Annotated in this window: 14 protein-coding genes; 12 read left to right on the plus strand and 2 right to left on the minus strand. The window is 61.4% G+C overall.

Features of this window, described 5'->3' with window-relative positions; all coding sequences use genetic code 11:
• Positions 1-123: 123 nt before the first annotated feature.
• A complete protein-coding gene (locus CKO40_RS17860; RefSeq protein WP_200347808.1) occupies positions 124-489 on the minus strand; it encodes a hypothetical protein in 366 nt (121 codons plus the stop codon).
• Between CKO40_RS17860 and CKO40_RS17865 the strand changes: the two genes are divergently transcribed.
• Together CKO40_RS17865 and CKO40_RS17870 are read left to right on the plus strand one after the other, a co-directional pair.
• Positions 461-2,035 carry an MraY family glycosyltransferase gene (locus CKO40_RS17865; RefSeq protein WP_200347809.1) on the plus strand — a complete coding sequence of 525 codons (1,575 nt, stop codon included), beginning with the start codon at positions 461-463 and terminating at the stop codon, positions 2,033-2,035. The genes CKO40_RS17860 and CKO40_RS17865 overlap by 29 nt on opposite strands.
• A 118-nt stretch (positions 2,036-2,153) precedes the next feature.
• Positions 2,154-3,599 carry a sigma-54 dependent transcriptional regulator gene (locus tag CKO40_RS17870; protein WP_200347810.1) on the plus strand — a complete coding sequence of 482 codons (1,446 nt, stop codon included), beginning with the start codon at positions 2,154-2,156 and terminating at the stop codon, positions 3,597-3,599.
• Positions 3,600-3,790: 191 nt separating this feature from the next.
• On the opposite strand, the gene CKO40_RS17875 is transcribed toward CKO40_RS17870, so the two are convergent.
• The gene (locus CKO40_RS17875) at positions 3,791-6,175 is read right to left on the minus strand and encodes a tetratricopeptide repeat protein (protein ID WP_200347811.1); all 2,385 of its coding nucleotides are present in this window, start codon (positions 6,173-6,175) and stop codon (positions 3,791-3,793) included.
• Positions 6,176-6,745: 570 nt separating this feature from the next.
• Here CKO40_RS17875 and CKO40_RS17880 point away from each other — a divergent pair.
• From CKO40_RS17880 to CKO40_RS17925, 10 genes are all read left to right on the plus strand, one after another.
• Entirely contained in the window at positions 6,746-7,339 is a 594-nt protein-coding gene (locus CKO40_RS17880) for a hypothetical protein (protein ID WP_200347812.1), read from the plus strand.
• A gap of 365 nt (positions 7,340-7,704) precedes the next feature.
• Positions 7,705-8,370, plus strand: a complete 666-nt coding sequence (locus CKO40_RS17885; protein ID WP_200347813.1) for a polysaccharide biosynthesis/export family protein — start codon at positions 7,705-7,707, stop codon at positions 8,368-8,370.
• Positions 8,367-9,584 (plus strand): outer membrane beta-barrel protein, encoded by a 1,218-nt coding sequence (locus CKO40_RS17890; RefSeq protein WP_200347814.1) that lies wholly within the window; start codon positions 8,367-8,369, stop codon positions 9,582-9,584. The genes CKO40_RS17885 and CKO40_RS17890 overlap by 4 nt, the downstream gene beginning before the upstream one ends.
• A gap of 83 nt (positions 9,585-9,667) precedes the next feature.
• A complete protein-coding gene (locus tag CKO40_RS17895) occupies positions 9,668-11,401 on the plus strand; it encodes a GumC family protein (protein WP_200347815.1) in 1,734 nt (577 codons plus the stop codon).
• A 61-nt stretch (positions 11,402-11,462) separates the two neighbouring features.
• Positions 11,463-12,239, plus strand: a complete 777-nt coding sequence (locus tag CKO40_RS17900; RefSeq protein ID WP_200347816.1) for a CpsD/CapB family tyrosine-protein kinase — start codon at positions 11,463-11,465, stop codon at positions 12,237-12,239.
• A 215-nt stretch (positions 12,240-12,454) separates the two neighbouring features.
• On the plus strand, positions 12,455-12,751 hold the full coding sequence (locus CKO40_RS17905; RefSeq protein WP_200347817.1) for a hypothetical protein: 297 nt from the start codon (positions 12,455-12,457) through the stop codon (positions 12,749-12,751).
• Positions 12,752-12,755: 4 nt separating this feature from the next.
• Positions 12,756-13,586: a sulfotransferase family 2 domain-containing protein gene (locus tag CKO40_RS17910; protein ID WP_200347818.1), complete on the plus strand. Its 831-nt coding sequence runs from the start codon at positions 12,756-12,758 to the stop codon at positions 13,584-13,586.
• 122 nt (positions 13,587-13,708) lie between these two features.
• Entirely contained in the window at positions 13,709-14,590 is an 882-nt protein-coding gene (locus CKO40_RS17915) for a hypothetical protein (protein WP_200347819.1), read from the plus strand.
• A complete protein-coding gene (locus CKO40_RS17920; RefSeq protein ID WP_200347820.1) occupies positions 14,590-16,017 on the plus strand; it encodes an O-antigen ligase family protein in 1,428 nt (475 codons plus the stop codon). The genes CKO40_RS17915 and CKO40_RS17920 overlap by 1 nt, the downstream gene beginning before the upstream one ends.
• A gap of 157 nt (positions 16,018-16,174) precedes the next feature.
• Positions 16,175-17,467 carry a lipopolysaccharide biosynthesis protein gene (locus CKO40_RS17925; protein WP_200347821.1) on the plus strand — a complete coding sequence of 431 codons (1,293 nt, stop codon included), beginning with the start codon at positions 16,175-16,177 and terminating at the stop codon, positions 17,465-17,467.
• The last annotated feature ends 25 nt before the right edge of the window (positions 17,468-17,492 follow it).

The raw sequence follows: 17,492 nt of genomic DNA on the forward strand, positions 1-17,492 counted from the left end.
GTGGCTTACGTGCGGTCGGTGGCGCGGAAGCGTTCTGCGTCCTGCGCTCAGTCTGGGAGACCAGCAAGCTCAAGGGGCAGAATCCCTTTGAGGTTCTGCGTCAGGCGCTGACAGCCTGAGTAGTTACAAAATGGTAACGAAAAGCGTGTTATTCTCCTCGGAAAAGGTTTCAGTTGTCGAAGCGGGTTCATTCAAACGTTTGTTGGGATGCTTTTCAATCTCGATGCAGGCGAGTCCGCCAGACTTACCTTTGCGGTGCGCCCGATACGCGAAATCTAAATCGAAAGCATTATTCGCCGATCTCCAACAACGGCAAATATCGTGTGGCGTGGCCAAGAGCGCCAAGGATTGCTCTCCTGTCCAGATTTTCTCATCCTCCTTACGCACAGCAGCCTGAAGCACAGCAGTAAAAATGGAGCTCCGCGCCGGTTTTGCCTTCCTTCTAGCGCTCTTCCTGTCGATGGCCTTGATTCCGCCGTTGGTGCGCATCGCTCGCCCGCTCGGGATGGTGGACGCCGGTGGCGGCCGGAAGGTGCATGAGGGGAGCGTCCCGCGGATTGGTGGCGTCGCCATCTTTGTCGGGTTCCTCGTGTCGGTGCTGTTCTGGGTTCCGATGGAGCAGGGCATCGAGGTCTTTCTCGCAGCCGTGGCGGTGCTGTTCGTCTTCGGTCTGCTGGACGATCGCTTCAATCTCGACTATCGGCTAAAGCTGTTGGGGCAGCTGCTGGCGGCGGGAATTGTGATATTCGGCGCCGACGTGCTGATCCAGCGCTTGGCGTTTTGGCCCGGCGGCCTCCTGCCGGAGTGGATCGCAATACCGCTGACGCTGCTGGTCCTCGCGGGTGTCACCAACGCGGTCAACCTCTCCGATGGCCTGGATGGGCTCGCTGGCGGTATCGGTCTGCTGGCGGTCTCCGGCCTGCTCGTGCTCGGCGTCGAGAGCGACGCCGGTGCATTGCTGATCGTTCTAGGCTCGCTGCTCGGCGCAATCCTCGGTTTTCTGCGCTTCAATACCTTCCCGGCGCAGCTCTTCATGGGCGACGCCGGGAGCCAGCTCCTCGGCTTCAGTATCGGCGTGCTGGCCGTGATCATCACCCAGCGGCCCAGCGCCGAGCTGAGTCCCGTGCTGCCCTTGCTGGTGCTTGGACTGCCGATTCTGGATATGCTCACGGTGATGATTGGCCGCATCGCTCGCGGCCGCTCGCCATTCAAGGCCGACCGCACCCATCTGCATCACCGCCTGCTCGCCGCGGGGATGTCGCAGTCAGAAGCCGTCAGCCTGATCTATGGGCTCCAGTTCCTGTTGATCCTGGTGGCCTATCTGCTGCGTCACGCCGCGGACGGCCTGATCTTCGTAACGGCGCTGAGTGTTGGTGGGCTGCTGTTGATCGGATTGCGGTCAGTCGAGCGGCACCGGGCCGAGCTGCGCAACCGGACACGACAGCAACAGCCGTTTACGCGGTTCGCTGGATGGCTACGCCGAAAAGGGCTGCTTCGGGTGTCCTTGACAGGGCTGAGTATTGGCCTGCCGCTGTTCCTGCTGTTTGGCACCCTGGCCGCACCAGCGGTCGGCCCTGATATCGGGGTGCTTGCCGCTGTGCTTGGCGGCACGCTGGCGTTCATCCTTCAGACCAAACGGGTGCCCTTCTTCGCCCTGGAGCGCTTGAGCAGCTATACGCTGGCCCTAGGCGTGGCCTACTTGCTCGCCGGCTCGCCACTCGAAACTGCCTGCCCCGCCTGCATAACGTTAATCTACGGGGCCCTAGCGGCCGCCGCAGCGGTTTGCGTATGGAGGTCGAGCGAAGGCTTTCACGTCAATAGCCTCGACCTGCTGATCCTGCTGGGGGCCTTGGTTGCCCCCACACTGCACGGGTTGGGACTGGCGGACCTCGGCGCGCTGGTGCTGCACGCCATCATCCTGTTTTACGGTATTGAAATACTGATGCACGTGGAGGGGCGTCGTTGGGACTGGCTGCGGATCGCGACCCTTATCGGACTCGCCGTGCTAGCCGTGCGGGGGCTTCTGTTAGTCTGAAGGGGTTAGTCTGAACGGGTTAGTCTGAGGGGGTCGAGTATCCGGCTGCTCCGAAGGTGCGGCTGGGTGTTGGCTTATTGATCCGCGAACGAATCATGAGCAGTGCAAGCGAGAACCGATGTCAGAGGATAAAGCGCCCCAAGGTGCCGAACAGCCCCGTCACGATGTCTTGGCCTCTGCCTTTCGCGGCTGGATGCCTCAAGAGCATCCAGCGTCGAAACGCCATGTGCTGGTATTTGGGCGCGGGAAGCTCGACGCTAGCGCAGCCGCCGCGTTGTGCGACAACGGTTGGGTGCTGCTCTGTGCTGAGACCCTTGAAGAGGCGACCGAGCTCTGTGACAAGTTCGATGTCCTCACCGGCCTCGCGCTCTGTCCGCACCCGCTCACCGATGAGGAGCTCTGCCGAATCAGCGGTGGGGTCAACCGCTTGCGCAGATTGCAGTGGTTGGCGTTGTTAACGCGGGAAGACCTGGCGCGCGCCGATGTCAGATGGTTGATCATCGGAGCCTTGCGGGACTATCAGCTCTACCCTGTCGATGTGACCCGCCTGACCATCGCCCTTGGACACGCCTGGGGAATCGCGGCGCTCGCTGAGGCTGAGCGTCGCGCCAATTGCCACGATCGCAACGGACGCTTTGGTCTGGTCGGCACGAGCCCGCCGATGATGCGGCTGTACGATCAGATCGAGCGCGTCGCCGAAGCCGACCTTCCGGTGCTCGTCACCGGAGAAACCGGAACCGGCAAAGAACTGGTGGTACGAGCCATCCATGCCCAGTCGCCCCGGGCCACCGAGCCCTTCGTGGCGCTGAACTGCGCAGCGATACCGGAATCGCTGATACAAGCGGAGCTGTTCGGCGTGACGAAGGGCGCCTTCACCGATGCCACCGTCGACAATGAAGGGATGATTCGGGCCGCCGACGGCGGCACCCTGCTGCTGGATGAGGTTGGGGAACTGCCGCTGCAATCGCAGGCGAGCCTGCTGCGCTTCCTCGAGGAGAGGACCGTCACGCCGGTAGGCGGTCGAAACAGTGTCTCGGTCGATATTACGATCATCGCGAGCACCAATCGGGACCTATCCGAAGAGGTCCAGCGGGGACGCTTTCGGCGCGATCTGCTCTATCGCCTCGATGTGCTGGCCGTCGAGACGCCGCCGCTCCGCGATCGGGTCGCCGATATTGAGGCCCTGGCCGAGCATTTCCTGTGCACCGCATTCCGCGACAATGTCATGCAGCGGCGGCCGCACGGCTTAACCGATGATGCCCTGGACTGGCTGAGGGTCCAAGCTTGGCCCGGCAACGTCCGCGAGCTTCGCAGCTGTATCATCCAGGCCGCGCTGAAGTGTCGCGGCCACCAGATTACCGCCAACGACCTGATTCGGCTGCGGCCCGCCCCAAGTGCGCCGAGCGAATCGCTCAGCGAACTCGTCCAGAGCACCGAGAAGGGAACCCTCGAGCGGCTCTTGGCCCAGAATGGAGGGAACGCCAGTCAGACTGCCCGGGACCTCCAGGTCTCCAGGACGACCCTCTACCGGCTGATGGCGAAACACGGCATTGCACGGTCCTGAGGGCCAACTGACCTGACGCGCGTTCTAATGGCGCCTTGGCTTCGATCTCGCTAAGAGGCCCTGGCAGACCAGCTTCCTTGCTAGCGCAAGCTGCTGGTTTCGATCGCAACTTAGGGCGCTCTGCTAGGGCCTGTTCGCCCGGCGAGCCTAATCCTGGAAAGGGCTCTGAAAATGCGCCGCGCGTGAGAGCGTCAGGGTGCGTTCTCCGCCAACGTCGCGCGCGCCTCATCGATACCCGGGAAGACGGTACCCGAGTCGATGGCCCGACGCAGGAGCGCTCGGCCCTCCTCGATCCGGCCCACCTTGAGATACGCCATCCCAAGGTGATGATGATGCTCCGCCGAGTCGAGCCCCAGCTCTGATGCCTGCTCCAGCAGCTCGAGACTGCGGCCATAGTTACCACTGCGGTACAGAACCCAGCCCGCCGTATCCAACAGCACCGGCTGCTCGGAGTCCTCGAACGCCTCGGTCAGCTCCCGTGCGTAGGCGAGGCGGCCTGGATCATCAGCCTGCCGATTGGCGATCAGCATCGCCAGGTTGTTCGCCGAGACCGTCGCCTTGGGCGCGCGCTCCAGCACCTCTTCGTAGGCGGCCATCGCGGCCTCGATATCGCCGGCCTCCTGCTGCACCAGCCCCAGCATTTGCACCAGCGCGAGGTTGCGGCCGGTCGCATCGACACCGATCTGCACCGTCTCGAGCGCAGCGTCGAACTCACCGGCACCCAACTGTAATCGTGCCAGCCGCTCATAGGCACGCGGTGACTGCGGCATGCGGCGCATGATCGTCGCGTACTGGTCGCGGGCGTCGTCGGGCCGGCCGTTGGCGAGATAGATGTCGCCAAGCAGGTTCATCGCAACCAGGTTGTCGGGATCATCGGCCAGAAGCTGCTCGACGCGCTGCTCGGCCCGCTCTGGCTGCTCCATTGCCAGATAACTGCGAGCGAGCGCGATCAGCGGCTCGGCGGCCGCCGGCTCCTTCTCGAGCGCGGTCTCGAACTGTGTAATCGCCGCGTCGTGGTCGTCTTGGCCCTGCAGCACGAGTCCCTTCAAGTAGTAGCCGAGGGGGTGCTCCGGGCGGGTGCTCAGCACCCGCTCAGCCGTCGTTGCCAGCGCCTCGGTGTCCTGCTGGCTGAGCTGCAGTCGAGCCAGGGCCGTCTGCACCTCGCCGCTGTCCGGTACGCGGGAGAGGAACCCCTCCAGCACCTGGGCAGCGCCGGCGGGGTCGCCGGTGCGCAACCGCAGCTCAGCCAGCTCGAGATGGGCCGGTGCCGCGGTCGGCGCCGCCTCGATCGCGACCTGGAGTGCGTCTTCAGCCAGTGCGATCTCGTCCCGTTGGGTATGGACCTGGGCCAACAGGCGCAATGCACGCACGGACTCCGGGTCATTCCGCAGCAGGGACCGCAGATCGGCGATCGCCTGCTCGGTCTCGCCGCGCTCCAGCTCCACGGCGGCGCGCACGAGCAATGCATCCGTGCTCGCGTTGTCTTCAGCCAATGCCTCCTCGGCCAGCGCCAGTGCCCGGTCCGCCTCACCCCGGCTCAGCGCGAGGGCGGCCAGCCTTCCGAGCGCGCGCGGTGCAGCCGGCCCGTCGGCATGGGTCTCGATGATGGTCTCATAGGTCTCCACCATCGCATCCACCTGGCCGGCCGCCCCGTAGCGTTCGGCCAGTGAAAACTTCAGCTCCGCATCGTCCGGCGCCTGATCGATCCATTGCTGGAGCTCGGAGAGAGCCGCCTCGCCTCCCTGCGTCTCGGCGACAAACTGCACCAGCATCAGCTTGCGCTCGCGATCATCGGGGGCGGCCGCAATCGCGGAGCGCAGGGTCGCCTCGGCCGCATCGAGCTGGCCCTGGGCGGCGAGGTAGCGCGCGAGGAGCAACTGCGGCGAAAAGGCGTCTGGCTGTTGGGCGGCGATCTGTTCCAGTGTCGCCACCACCGCTTCCGTTTCGCCGAGGGCCTCGTGTGCCCGGGCCAACGCCTCACGCAGGCCGATCCGCTCCGGATGCGCGGCAACGGCCCGTTCCAGCAATGCCTTGGCCTCCTCAGGGCGCGCCTGCTGCGTGCGGATGTCCGCCAGCAGTGCCAACGCCTCGGCGTGATCGGCGTCGATCGCGAGCGCTGCTTCGCAGTCTTCGGCGCCGCCTTCCAGGTCACCGTCGGTCGCCTTGACGGCGCCGCGCAGGACCAGCGCACCGGCGTTGCCGGGGTCAGCCGCAAGGACGGCCTCCGCCTCCGCCAATGCCTCGTCGCGCTTGCCACCCGCCAGCAGAAGGGTCCCGAGCTTGATCCGGGCCGGGTGGTTCTCGGGGTCGAGCTCGACCGCTCGCGAATAGGCTTGGAAGGCCGGGCGCCAATTCTTCTCCGCCTCTTCGATCTGCGCGAGCACAAACCACGCCTGCGGCTGCTGCGCGTCGATCTGCAGGACGTTCTTGATCTCGAGGCGCGCCTTGGTCAGCTCGCCCTCCTCGAACAGCTCGGTGCCCCGCTCAAGATAATTCTGCGCCCGGCCTTCCTTGCTACAGCCCGTTGACCCGAAGGCGAGAAGCAGAACAAGGCACACTATAACGACGTACTGCATGAGTTGGCTCGCGATGTGAGTGAAGATTAAGTGTTCCGACGCTGCAATCGAGGACGGCGATCCATTGACTGCCAGTAACAAGGGGCGCGCACTGACGTCGCGACGGCCTTAAGCCGAGGAGCTCTGATCAGGTGGCGCGTCAGAATCGCCTAAAGTTTCTCGCAGCACCGGTCGCGCGCGCAACAACCAATAGTGACGCGGCTAGAGAAAGGCCGCATTGGCTGGTTGAGCCCGTGCCGTTCCCGCGCGCCGCGGCCGCGTTGTCAGCCTGCTTTACACCTCGCTGGTTTGCTTGCTCAGGCTAGGCCCTTGAAACGCAAAGCAGCTTTCGGGTTCGATCATGTGACGCGCGTCACATTTTGGCTTCACCTGTACCACCCTTGTTACAGGTCTCAGTCGCTGCTCGAAGAACGCTTTCTCCACAAAGCTATGAAAAAAATGAAAAAAACAACTCTGGCATAAGATCTGCTTAGATGGCATTGAGCACGAAGGTGTCGCGGCTGCCGTCAACGGCGAGTCCCGTGAACAGCTTTGCGCCTGTTTCAAATTCTTAAACTGGAGTGTTATGCCATGTCCAAAATGAAGGTGCTAGCGGGGGCGGCTTTCGCGCTGTCCCTCGCGTTCGGTGTCGTTCACAATGCTACTGCGTCGACGATTGTTGGCCAGGATTTTGGTCCGCTAGGGGTAGGAGATTCAGAGATTTTCTACAACGTGCAGGCCACTCAGGCCAGGGCTTACAGTGACGCGTGGACTTTCACGGCCGCAGAAAATGCAATCGTGGATGTGGTCCTGGTTGACATCTCTGTTCTCGACGGGGCTGGGGGTGGCCTAGGTCTTCTTTCCGGGATTATCTCGGGCGGTACCGTCGACGGTACACTCTGGGAAGGGACCATAGGTTCGATCGGTTCTTCTATCACTACATTCGACCCGACGGTCCTGTTAGACGCCGGCACCGGCGCGGCTACTCCTTTTGAACTCCTCTCTGCTGTGGTCAATGCTGGCGAGGAGATTGGAATCGTGGTCTCAGGAGACGGCCCGGCGGGCTACGCAGGTATCGTGTCGCTGACTCAAGTGCCTATCCCCGCTGCCGTTTGGCTGTTCGGCTCCAGCCTCTTAGGTGTGGTGTGGGTTGGCCGTCGTCGGCGTTCGGCTCAAACCGCCTGATCTAAACAAAGAAGACTGTTCACGGGGTGCGGCCTGTCAAGGCCGCGCCCTTTTTTGTGTCAGCCTCCGCGGCACCGACATGGCCAGTTGGCTTCTCGATCACCATTTCGGGTGCTGCATCGCCGCAAGAATTGGTAGCGCTGGGCGTTCGGTTGCATGGCGGCGTTCGCCATTCGCATCGCGCGGATGGTTTGCGTGTCCGTTTCAGTCGGTCCGCCTGCTCAATCGAGTGCGAACTGCGGTATTCAAGCCAATGATCATGGCGCCGCGCTACCCCGCAGAATGAGATGCTCACGGCGTTCCACGGTGATGCATCGTCGCGTTTTTGTGCTATTCTTGGGTGACTTTTACCACAGACGCTAACGATGCCTAAGATTCCGTTCCACGCCAGCGGTGGGTTGGCCGTACGTTCCCCCTTTGCGCTGCTGATCGCTGTTCTTGGCCTCGCGGCCTGTTCGGCACCGACGATCTCGCCTGATGGGATATCCGCCAGCAGCCCTGGCAGCCAGACCGTGCCTCGGGAAGCGGTGGGCCCGCCATTGCGGGATGCAGGCTATGTGCTCGAGCCCGGGGACATCATTGGGATCAGCGTCTGGCGCGAGCCCGACCTCCAGGATACGGTTTTGGTCCGACCGGACGGCGGCATCTCGTTCCCATTGGCCGGGGAGATGGATGCGGAAGGCAAGACCATCGCCGAGGTCAGCCAGGATCTCACGCAGCGGCTCGAAGAGTTCATTCCCGATCCGGTCGTGACCGTCAGCCTTCAACAGATGGAAGGCAATCGGGTCTATGTCACCGGGCGCGTGAACCAGCCCGGCGCCTTCGTGCTCACACGGCCTGTCGATGTGATGCAAGCGCTCTCGATGGCAGGTGGCCTGTCGCCTTTTGCGGACAAGGATGCGATCAAGGTGCTGCGCAGGAGTGGCGGCCGCCAAATCGCAATCCCATTCAACTACAAGGCGGTGCAGAAGGGTGAGGGTCTGCGGCAAAACATCCTGTTGCAGGCAGGGGATACTCTGATCGTGCCATGAGCGCGCAGGACTCGCCGCCGCGACCGATCGCGCTCAGCTTGCGCTGCCGTTGCGCTGGCGTCGAGCCTCGCCCTTGGGTGATTGCATTCTCATCCTTGGCCGTGGCGGTGGCAGCATACGGGCAACAATGGGAATTCGAGCCGACTGCCAACCTTGGCCTGAGCTACGAAGACAACATCAGGCTCAATTCGGACCAGTCCGAGAGCGGTTTCGGAGCGACCATCAGGGCCGCGGCACGGGCTCGACGATCTGATGAGGTAAGCGAACTCGACTTGTCGGCAGCGCTCCGGCACGAGGAGTTCGCCGACCATAGCGATCTGAACAACACCGCTGCCATTGTCAATGCCGATTGGTCATACCAGAGGCCGCGCAGCGAGTTTCAGCTCGACCAAACGTTATCGACGCAGTCCACCTTGACCAGCGAAGCGACGACGACCGGCATCACGGATGTTAATCGGCAACAGTTTCGTCTCAGCATCCGACCCAGCTGGAGTTATCGTGTTGACGAGTACTCAAACCTCAGCCTCAGTGCCACATTCGAAGACGTCTCCTACGACGACGTTGAGGGCACGGGGCTAAGTAACTACCGTGCCGGCTCAGTCTCCCTGGCTGCGGGTCGGCGTCTAACAGAGCGTTTGGTTATCAGTCTGGCTTCGTTATATGGGCGGTTCGAGTCCCAGGATGAAGACAACAGCACAGACAACCTCGTCTTCCAGCTTGGGGCGGAATACGATCTGTCTGAAAGTCTAAGTATTTCCGCGCTGGCCGGCCTGCGCCAGACCGAGTCCGAGTTTGTCGATATCTTCGGACGTCGGATAACCGAGGAGAGCTCAGGGCCGGCCTACAGCCTGAGCGCACAGAAGCGGTTTGGCAGCGGCGCGGCCCTGCGCGCGCTCGCCTCGCGTGAGCTCAGGCCAAGCGGCGGCGCAGAGGTGCTGGACACGACCAGGCTTCGGTTGCGCTACAGCTATCCGGTCGACGAGCGCCTGAGGCTGATCCTGTCGTCCCAAGCCTTGCGTAATCGCCAGGTCGGCGAGCTCCAACGGCGAAGGGGGCGAGACTACGCCAACGCCAGAATGGGCTTTTCTTATCAACTTCGTCCCTCGTTGAGTGTTAACTTTGACTACCGCTATCGGTGGCAGCAGTATGAAGACGATGCCAGCAGTGTCGACGCTAACCGATTCAGTGTATCGTTGGCTTGGCGCGGCCGCTGAGATCCCCCGGAAATGATTCGCGTTTTCCTCCACTTCACACGTTCATTCTCGTGAACGCACCATCGCCTAGCATGGAAACTCGCATGGAAGAAGCGACCGACCTGCACACCTACCTCGAGATCCTTCGGCGTCGTAAGTGGCAGTTGATCTGGCCCATTTTAGTATTGGCGCCGCTTGCCGTCGTCTTGGCGATGGTGCTGCCCCCAGTGTATCGCTCCCAAGCGACGATCCTGATCGAGCAGCAAGAGATCCCGACGGAGCTGATTCAAACGACCGTCCCCGGCTTCGCAGACCAACGCATTCAGGTCATCGAACAGCGAGTGATGACACTGGAGAATTTGAGTGCGCTGATCGAACAGTACGACCTGTACCCCGAGATTCGCCGGAAGCAGACCATCAATGCTGCAGTCGAGGCCATGCGAGATGACGTCGGCTTGGAGATGATCAGCGCCGAGATTATCGACCCGCGTAGCGGGCGGCCTCAGCAGGCTACGATCGCTTTCGAGCTTTCGTTTGAGAGCCACTCCCCGTCCACAGCGCAGAAGGTGACCAACGAGCTCGTTTCGTTGTTCCTGGCTGAAAACCTTCGTCAGCGCGAGGAGTCGGTGAGGGAGGCGTCTCAGTTTCTGCGGGAAGAGGCTGAAAAGCTTGCGGTTCAAATACGTGGCCTCGAAGCTGCGCTTGCGAAGTTCAAGCAAGAGCACCGCAATAACCTGCCTGAGTTGTTCACGCTGAACCGTGAGCTCATGCAGCGTGCCGAAGAGCAGCTGCTCGCTAATGCGCGTGACATTCGGGCGTTGGAGGAGCAACGGCTCCTGCTTGAGACCCAACTGAACCAGCTGGAGCCGTCGGCGTTTGGGAACGGTAAACTGGATGCGCTAACCCCTGCAGCGCGGCTGAGCCAGCTCGAGGCCGAATATGCGGGCATTGCCGCGCGCTACAGCGCTAGCCATCCGGATCGGGTCAACATGGAGCGGGAGATCCGGGCGCTGCGCAAGGTTGTCGGGAGCAGTGATCTCAGTGCGCTATGGAACCGACGCAACCAGATCGCGCGCGAGCTGGAGATCGCGCGGGAGCGTTATGCCCCGGAACATCCTGACGTGCAGCGGCTTGAGCGTGATCTGGCGCAGGCCGACGAGCGCCTTGCGACGGCGCGCGCCGACGGGTCCGTTGAGTCTTCAATGCAGGGTGCAACTAACCCCGCATACGTCCAGCTGCAGACCCGGCTAGATGCGGTCAACCTCGAGATCGAGGGACTTCGCGAAAGCAATGAAGAGCTCCGAGCGCGTATCGAGACCTACGAGCAGCGTCTCCTTGACGCCCCGAACGTCGAGCGCGAATACCGTGACCTGACCCGCGGCTATGACAACGCAGTTGCCAAGTACCGCGAGATCAAGGACAAGCAGCTCGAGGCTGAGCTTGCGGAGGCACTCGAGACGGGCCGCAAGGCGGAGCGCTTCACCCTTATTGAGCCCCCCGGTCTCCCTGAGAAGCCGATCCAACCTCATCGTCTAGCGATCAGCTTACTGGGTCTGGTTCTTTCAGTTAGCGCCGGGGTAGGCAATGTGGCGCTCCGAGAATCGTTAGATAAGGGTATTTACGGTGCGCGGGCTGTGCAGATGCTCGCAGGTGCGTCGCCCATGGCAGTGATCCCGTACATCAGCGTTCCAGCAGAACGGCGGAAGCGAACCTGGCGGCGTTATCTGCTCATGCTCGCCGCGATGATTGGCCTCGCCCTCGTTGCTGTTGCTGTGCACTTATTCGTGATGCCATTGGATGTAATCTGGTTCACGCTGCTGAGCAAGTTCGAGAGCTAGATTCCTCCGAGTAATCTGCTGCAGTAAAGCTAAAAAGTCGTATGATCTTGGAAACCGAAGAATGGAGAGTTTGAACCCACCCCTGGAGCCACGAAATGCCGACACTGCCGCGTCCGATAGCGGTGCCACCCCAGTCCGCAGCCGCATCGCTCCAGTGTCTGCTGAACGGTTGCTGGAGAATAGGATCGTTGCGATGGCAGATCGTAATCCGGCTGCGATCGCCTACAAGGTGCTAAGGACCCATGTCCTGCAACAGATGCGCGCCAACAACTGGAAGACGCTCGGGGTGACCAGTCCAACTCTGGGTAATGGCAAGACTGTTACAACGATAAATCTCGCGATCAGCTTGGCCCGTGACCAAAAGCACACCGTCTTGGCGGTTGACCTGGACCTGCAGCGGCCATCGATGGCAGCTCGTTTATTCGATCAACCAGTGCCGGGGCTGAGCGACTACATTACCGAGGATCGCCCGATCGAAGAGCTGCTCGTCAAGCCTGACATCGAGCGTTTGGTCATCCTGCCCGGCAGCCACTCGTTCACGCACTCTTCCGAAATCTTGTGCTCGCCGAAGATGATCGAGCTCGTGAATGAGATCAAGGATCGCTATGCGGACCGACTGATCTTATTTGATTTGCCGCCGGTGCTCGGCGGAGATGATGTGATGGCATTTGCCCCTTACGTAGACGCACTCTTGCTCGTCATTGAAGAAGGCAAGACGACTAAAGACCAGCTAACCAGCGCTTACGAACTGCTTCATGATAGAGCCAAAGTTCTCGGAACTGTGCTCAACAAGGCGGATGAGGGGAGTACGCGAACAGGCTACTCAATTTCTTATTAGGCCATCGCAGTTCGGCCATTAACGATAATCTGTTCTATTTATTTCTGGCAATGTATATTCGTGGCCACGCATCGCGCCAGAATGGTTCATCCGACTATTTTTCAAGCAACTAAAGTGGCCGAGCTATCAAACCGCCTTCAACTTGGCCACAATTTCATGATCGGTAAACTTCTGCAGACGCTGACCAACCGTGGATCCCATACTGAGGTGAGGAATTGTCTTCGCACGGCGAAGAATTGGGGCGGCTTCGGGCGGCCGTCGATCTCGAGATCGAAAGAGCCAGCTCGCTCGGCTGGGTCGTCTTCTCAAGACTGTCGAGGGATTTGCGCGTAGTGGTCACCATCAGCGACGGACTCCCGCACAGTAGGACCGCGCCAGGCTTGCCGACCATTACCGCGCTAGCTAGCGACGTCGTGCGGGAATTCGGCCCGCGCGTCTGGAGCGGCAATGCCAAAGAGGGGAATGCGGTGATCATCGAGCGCTTGCAGGCCAGCACTCGTTCGGTAGCTTGAGTCGATGCTTGCGTTCGTACACATCGAAAAGTGCGCGGGAACGACACTAAAGTCGATCTTGCGTGCCAACTTCGGCTTCCGGTACGCCGAGGTGCGACCCTTGTCGCCGGCTTCGGAGCGAACCTTTCGACCGGCCGATCTCCGCTATTATCGCCGGTTGAACCCGCTATTGGGTTGCATTGTCGGCCACTCGGTCAAGCCGTGGGCGAATCTCGAGTCCGTGGTCCCGGACATCCGCTACATTACCCTGTTGCGCGAGCCGGTACAGCGATATCTGTCTTACTACCGCTACGGCGGTGGGAGGCATCGTAAGCCATGGCCGTTCAGCTTCGAGCAGTACCTGGAGATGGAGCCTTTCCGAAACTTCCAGGTACGCAAGCTGGCGGGTTGTGAGGACCTTGAGGCCGCGATTCGGATACTGGAAGAGCGTTTCCTGTTGGCGGGCGACATGGCCGAGTTCGACGAGTTCGTCTGCCTGCTCCAGGCAACCTACACGCCGAAGCGCTTGGACATCCGATACAAGCGGCTAAACGAGTCCCGCCGCCCGGCAGACGATCCGCTGTTGACAGCGCACCGCGACTCGATCGAGGCGGCGAACTCCCTTGATCTCGCCCTTTACAGACATCTGCATGAGGTCCTGCTTCCGCGAGCTCGAGCCGCGTACCCGGGGGACCTCGCCAGCGCGGTCGACGCGTTCCAGCGAGATGCCGCCCCCAGTCGACTTAAGCGCGCGTTTGGCGCCGCGGCCTGGCGGCTACAGCAACGCTTGCTGTTGGGACCGGTGACAGGCCGCGCGCGACGGCGCGCTGGGCTTCCTGCCGCGGGCCAGTACTGAGCTTGATCAATATGTGGAGGGCCGTTCCTGATCGGGCACCGCCGCGGATTCTGGCCGGATCCGGCCGTTCTGGAACCACCTGGATCCTGGACGCTCTCGCGGAAGCGAATGAGCTGCGCCCTGTGTTCGAGCCGCTGCATCCCTCAACTTCGGCAATCGGCCGAACCTGGGCCGGACGCTGGCTTGACGCGGACGACGAGGTGCCGGAATTGGCCGCCTGGCTGGAGCAGGTTTGCCACGGCGCGTTCCGACAGTGGTGGGCAGACTACCGAGTGCGCACGGACCGGTTGCGACCGTCGACCGCACTGCTCCGAGACCGAGTCGCTGCGATCGAGTTTGCCCGCCGCTGGCGCAAGCTCTGGCGCCAGCGACGCACCGGCCGTAAGCGACTGCGGCGGCCCGAGCGGCTGGTCAAACTGATCCGCGCCAACCTGATGCTGCCCTGGCTGGCTCGCGGGTTCGGCGCCCGCTGCGTGCTCTTGGTGCGGCACCCGGGGGCCGTGGTCGAGTCGCAGTTGCGCCTTGGCGGCGATGATTGGGCGCCGGTCGATCAGCTCGGACGCTACCTTGCTGATCCGGTACTCGGAGAGCGTCTGCCGCCGGCTTACCGCGCCGTGGCTTCGGAACTGGCCAACCAACCCGCCAGCGCGGCCGCGTTGAACTGGTGTATCGAGAACGAGCTGCGCGCGGCAGATTATGTGTCGGCGGGGGTTCCGTACGTGCACTACGAGCACCTGCAAGCCGGTGATGAGGGCGCCTGGAGTCTACTACTCGCGTCGCTGGGTCTCGACCAACGGCCCGTGATCGAGGATCTGAGGCGTCCTTCGCAGCAGGCCGCAGTGCGCTGGGATCCGGCCACGTCTGGCGACTGGTCGGCGCGCCTCGACAGCGCGACTGCGGCGAGGATCGACGAGGTGCTCCAGGCCGTTCACGCGCGTCTATACCGCATGCGCGATCCCGTCCCTTTGCTGGCCTTGGCGCGCTCCGGCCCGGGAACCGTCTAATGCTGGATTTATCGTTAAGCCATTACGTGCAACTGATTGCCGCATTAACGGGCGGCACGATAATTTTCGTGATCGGCTACGTCGTGCCACCCCAAAAGACGATCCCGGCGCTGCTGCTGCTAGCCCCGTTCCAGATCATCGCGACCCGTTACGGGAGCGCCAACATGGTACTGACCTACCTGCTCGCTGCCGCCTTGCTCATGCGGGGTCGGCTGTCAGCACCTCCATTGTTGTTGCCAATGTCACTCGTAGTGCTCGCCTGCATCGCCAGCGCATTGATGGCGCATCGTGCGACCTGGTCGGATCATCTTTACTACTTGATTTCGCTTGGCTCGGCATTCCTGATGCTGTGGCTCGGCTACCAGTGGGCGCGACTGGTTGAGTCCCTAAAAACTGTTGTTGCAGTGGTGATTGCGCTCGATGTGCTGGTCGTGATCTATTGTTTCGTGCAGTTGCTAGTTGGCTTCGACCGCATCGCCTTGTTCGGGGTCAACGAATTCGCATTGACCAGCAACTGGGAAGGCGGCCAGCGGCTGGCCGGCCCCTTCAACGCGGTCGGTATTACGGCTGAATTCTTGGTACTGGGGATTCTGTTCGTGACCTGGCAGATCTTTCACGTCGAGAAGGTATCCAGTCGGATTCTACTGGTCTGCCTAGTTGGTGCAAATCTTGCATTTTTGATCGCGACCGGCAATCGGGGAGGCTTCTTGACCCTGATCATCTCGTCGTTCTTGTTTGTCTACGTCTTTCGGCGTGAGATCGGGTTCAAGGGAATCGTTGCGATGGGAGTAGGCGGAACCCTCCTTTTCGCTGCGACTGCCACCGTTATAATAACCACGACGGATTTCAATCAGTTGTTCGTGCGCCTTTCGGAGACCGAAACGGAGGGTCTGGTGCCGGATACGCGTTCGGTAACCTGGCCGGCGGCGATCGAGGGGATTACGGAACGCCCGATTCTGGGACACGGTCCGCGTTTCCGATTACAGAACGAATTCGAGAGAGTGATTCCGGGCCGTACGATCCGTCCATATCCGCACAATTTATACCTGTTTGTGCTGTACACGCTTGGGATCGTAGGCTTTCTCGCTTGGGGGTCGTTTGTTGCGGCGGTAGGATTGCGGCTGGCGCCAGCGGCGTTGCAAGCACGCGGTGATCCCTATCTCAACAGCTTGGTGAAGCTGTTCGCTATCGCGTTCCTTGCCGTGCTGGTTGATCAGATCAAGGTGGAGTTCCTGCGTTTCAACCTGACCGATTACTGGCACATCTTGTTTGCATTAGCGGGGATTGCGGTGGCTGCCGCCGAGCGTGCACGATCGGCTGTTCCGGCATACCGCTTTTCCTCGGCGAGTCTGTCGCCACGACGGCCTGCATCACCGACGAGCGGCCGGAAAGATGATCTTCATGGCGGCGCGAGCTCCATGGCATGACAGCGTGATGATGATTTGCCTGCAACGGCTGTGCGATAGCGTCGTGCCAGGACGTTTCTCCTGTCGACGAACCGTCCCGACACCAGCTCGAGTGTGACCCCTAGTGTCTTCACCAAAACGTGGCTTTTTCGCCCGCAACGCTAACGCAATCCGAAGCATGCGTACGCTGACCCTGGGTCAGGCCGCGGCTGTGGCGATCACCTTGGCCGGGACGCCGATCATCGCTCGAATTTACGACCCGTCCGAGTTTGGCATTGCGGCTTTCTTCGTTACCGTGGTTACCTTTTCGATGCCGTTTGCGACATTGACCTTCGATAACGGGATCATGATTTCGAAGGAGGATCGTGCTGCGGTCGGTGTCTTCCGCCTCGGCCTGCTCAGCGTAGTGGGCACCGCGCTTTTTCTGCTACTGGTTCTGTTGGTATTGGTTTTCGGCGGCTGGTTACCCCCGATTCTCTTGGCGCTCGGCGGCTGGCTGTACCTGTTGCCAGTGGCGCTCGTGGTTGCAGGGTTTAGCCGGATGCTCGAGTCCTGGAGTTTCCGCAAGCGGCGGCATGGTGGCATTGCGGTTGCGTCCGTCTGTGCCGCGGCTGGTACGACTGGTGGGAGGGTTGGCTATGGCCTGGTATTCGGACCCACGTTGGCTGGTCTGGTGTCCGGGTACCTCTTTGGAGCGTTCGCTCGCATGCTATTTCTGTTTAATACCGGCCGCAGTGGATTGCGGCAGGCGCTAGCGCTGCCCGACCAGGCGCCGATACGGGTGTCGCTGGCAAATCATCGAGACTTTGCGCTGTTGGGCACTCCGACCGCTGTGCTGGCGAGCTTGGCCCGCAACCTGCCCGTCTTCATGCTGGGTTTGCTGTACGCACCGGAGATTGTGGGCCTATTCGCGATCTCCCGCGCCTTGATTCAACGACCGACTGAGGCATTGTTGACGAACATACGGCGGCTCAGCATCTTGCGGATTGGCAATCTCGTGAACAGCGGGGAGTCGCCGCTCCGCTCGTTCCAACGGACGATCACTTTCCTGTTCGCTATTGGCGTGGTGCCCGCGGCTGTGACCTTCCTCTACGGCGGTGAGCTCGTCGCTTGGCTACTGGGTGACAAATGGGTCGAGGCCGGTCCCTACGTGGAGCTATTGGTGCCGATGATCTTCCTAAGCCTGGTTTCGGCGCCTTCGGTTGCAGTTTACATCGCCTGTCGTCAACAGCGCATCCAGTTGCAGAACCAGATTGCGGGTACGATCGCGCGGATCATTGCTTTTCTCGGCATCTGGGCGGCGGGGCTGGAAGCGTACTGGGCAGTCGTGGGCTATGTGAGCGTCGGCGTGGTAATGTCCCTGATCGCTACCTATCGGGCCGCGAAGGTACTCCGCGATCCGGAGCTTGGCACCCGCTTGGCGGCCGTCCAGGCGGGGGTGCGGGTAATAGGCAGTGAGGCGTCTGAATGAAATGGGAATGAGGGTAGGATTGAAA

Source organism: Halochromatium glycolicum (assembly GCF_016584085.1).
Classification (GTDB): Bacteria; Pseudomonadota; Gammaproteobacteria; order Chromatiales; family Chromatiaceae; genus Lamprobacter; species Lamprobacter glycolicus.

What these genes read in the sequence shown, in the direction of transcription:
- CKO40_RS17865 (WP_200347809.1), top strand. Translation starts at nt 461, where the DNA reads ATGGCCTTGATTCCGCCGTTGGTGCGCATCGCTCGCCCGCTCGGGATG.
- CKO40_RS17860 (WP_200347808.1), bottom strand. Translation starts at nt 489, where the DNA reads ATGCGCACCAACGGCGGAATCAAGGCCATCGACAGGAAGAGCGCTAGA.
- CKO40_RS17870 (WP_200347810.1), top strand. Translation starts at nt 2,154, where the DNA reads ATGTCAGAGGATAAAGCGCCCCAAGGTGCCGAACAGCCCCGTCACGAT.
- CKO40_RS17875 (WP_200347811.1), bottom strand. Translation starts at nt 6,175, where the DNA reads ATGCAGTACGTCGTTATAGTGTGCCTTGTTCTGCTTCTCGCCTTCGGG.
- CKO40_RS17880 (WP_200347812.1), top strand. Translation starts at nt 6,746, where the DNA reads ATGTCCAAAATGAAGGTGCTAGCGGGGGCGGCTTTCGCGCTGTCCCTC.
- CKO40_RS17885 (WP_200347813.1), top strand. Translation starts at nt 7,705, where the DNA reads ATGCCTAAGATTCCGTTCCACGCCAGCGGTGGGTTGGCCGTACGTTCC.
- CKO40_RS17890 (WP_200347814.1), top strand. Translation starts at nt 8,367, where the DNA reads ATGAGCGCGCAGGACTCGCCGCCGCGACCGATCGCGCTCAGCTTGCGC.
- CKO40_RS17895 (WP_200347815.1), top strand. Translation starts at nt 9,668, where the DNA reads ATGGAAGAAGCGACCGACCTGCACACCTACCTCGAGATCCTTCGGCGT.
- CKO40_RS17900 (WP_200347816.1), top strand. Translation starts at nt 11,463, where the DNA reads ATGGAGAGTTTGAACCCACCCCTGGAGCCACGAAATGCCGACACTGCC.
- CKO40_RS17910 (WP_200347818.1), top strand. Translation starts at nt 12,756, where the DNA reads ATGCTTGCGTTCGTACACATCGAAAAGTGCGCGGGAACGACACTAAAG.
- CKO40_RS17920 (WP_200347820.1), top strand. Translation starts at nt 14,590, where the DNA reads ATGCTGGATTTATCGTTAAGCCATTACGTGCAACTGATTGCCGCATTA.
- CKO40_RS17925 (WP_200347821.1), top strand. Translation starts at nt 16,175, where the DNA reads ATGCGTACGCTGACCCTGGGTCAGGCCGCGGCTGTGGCGATCACCTTG.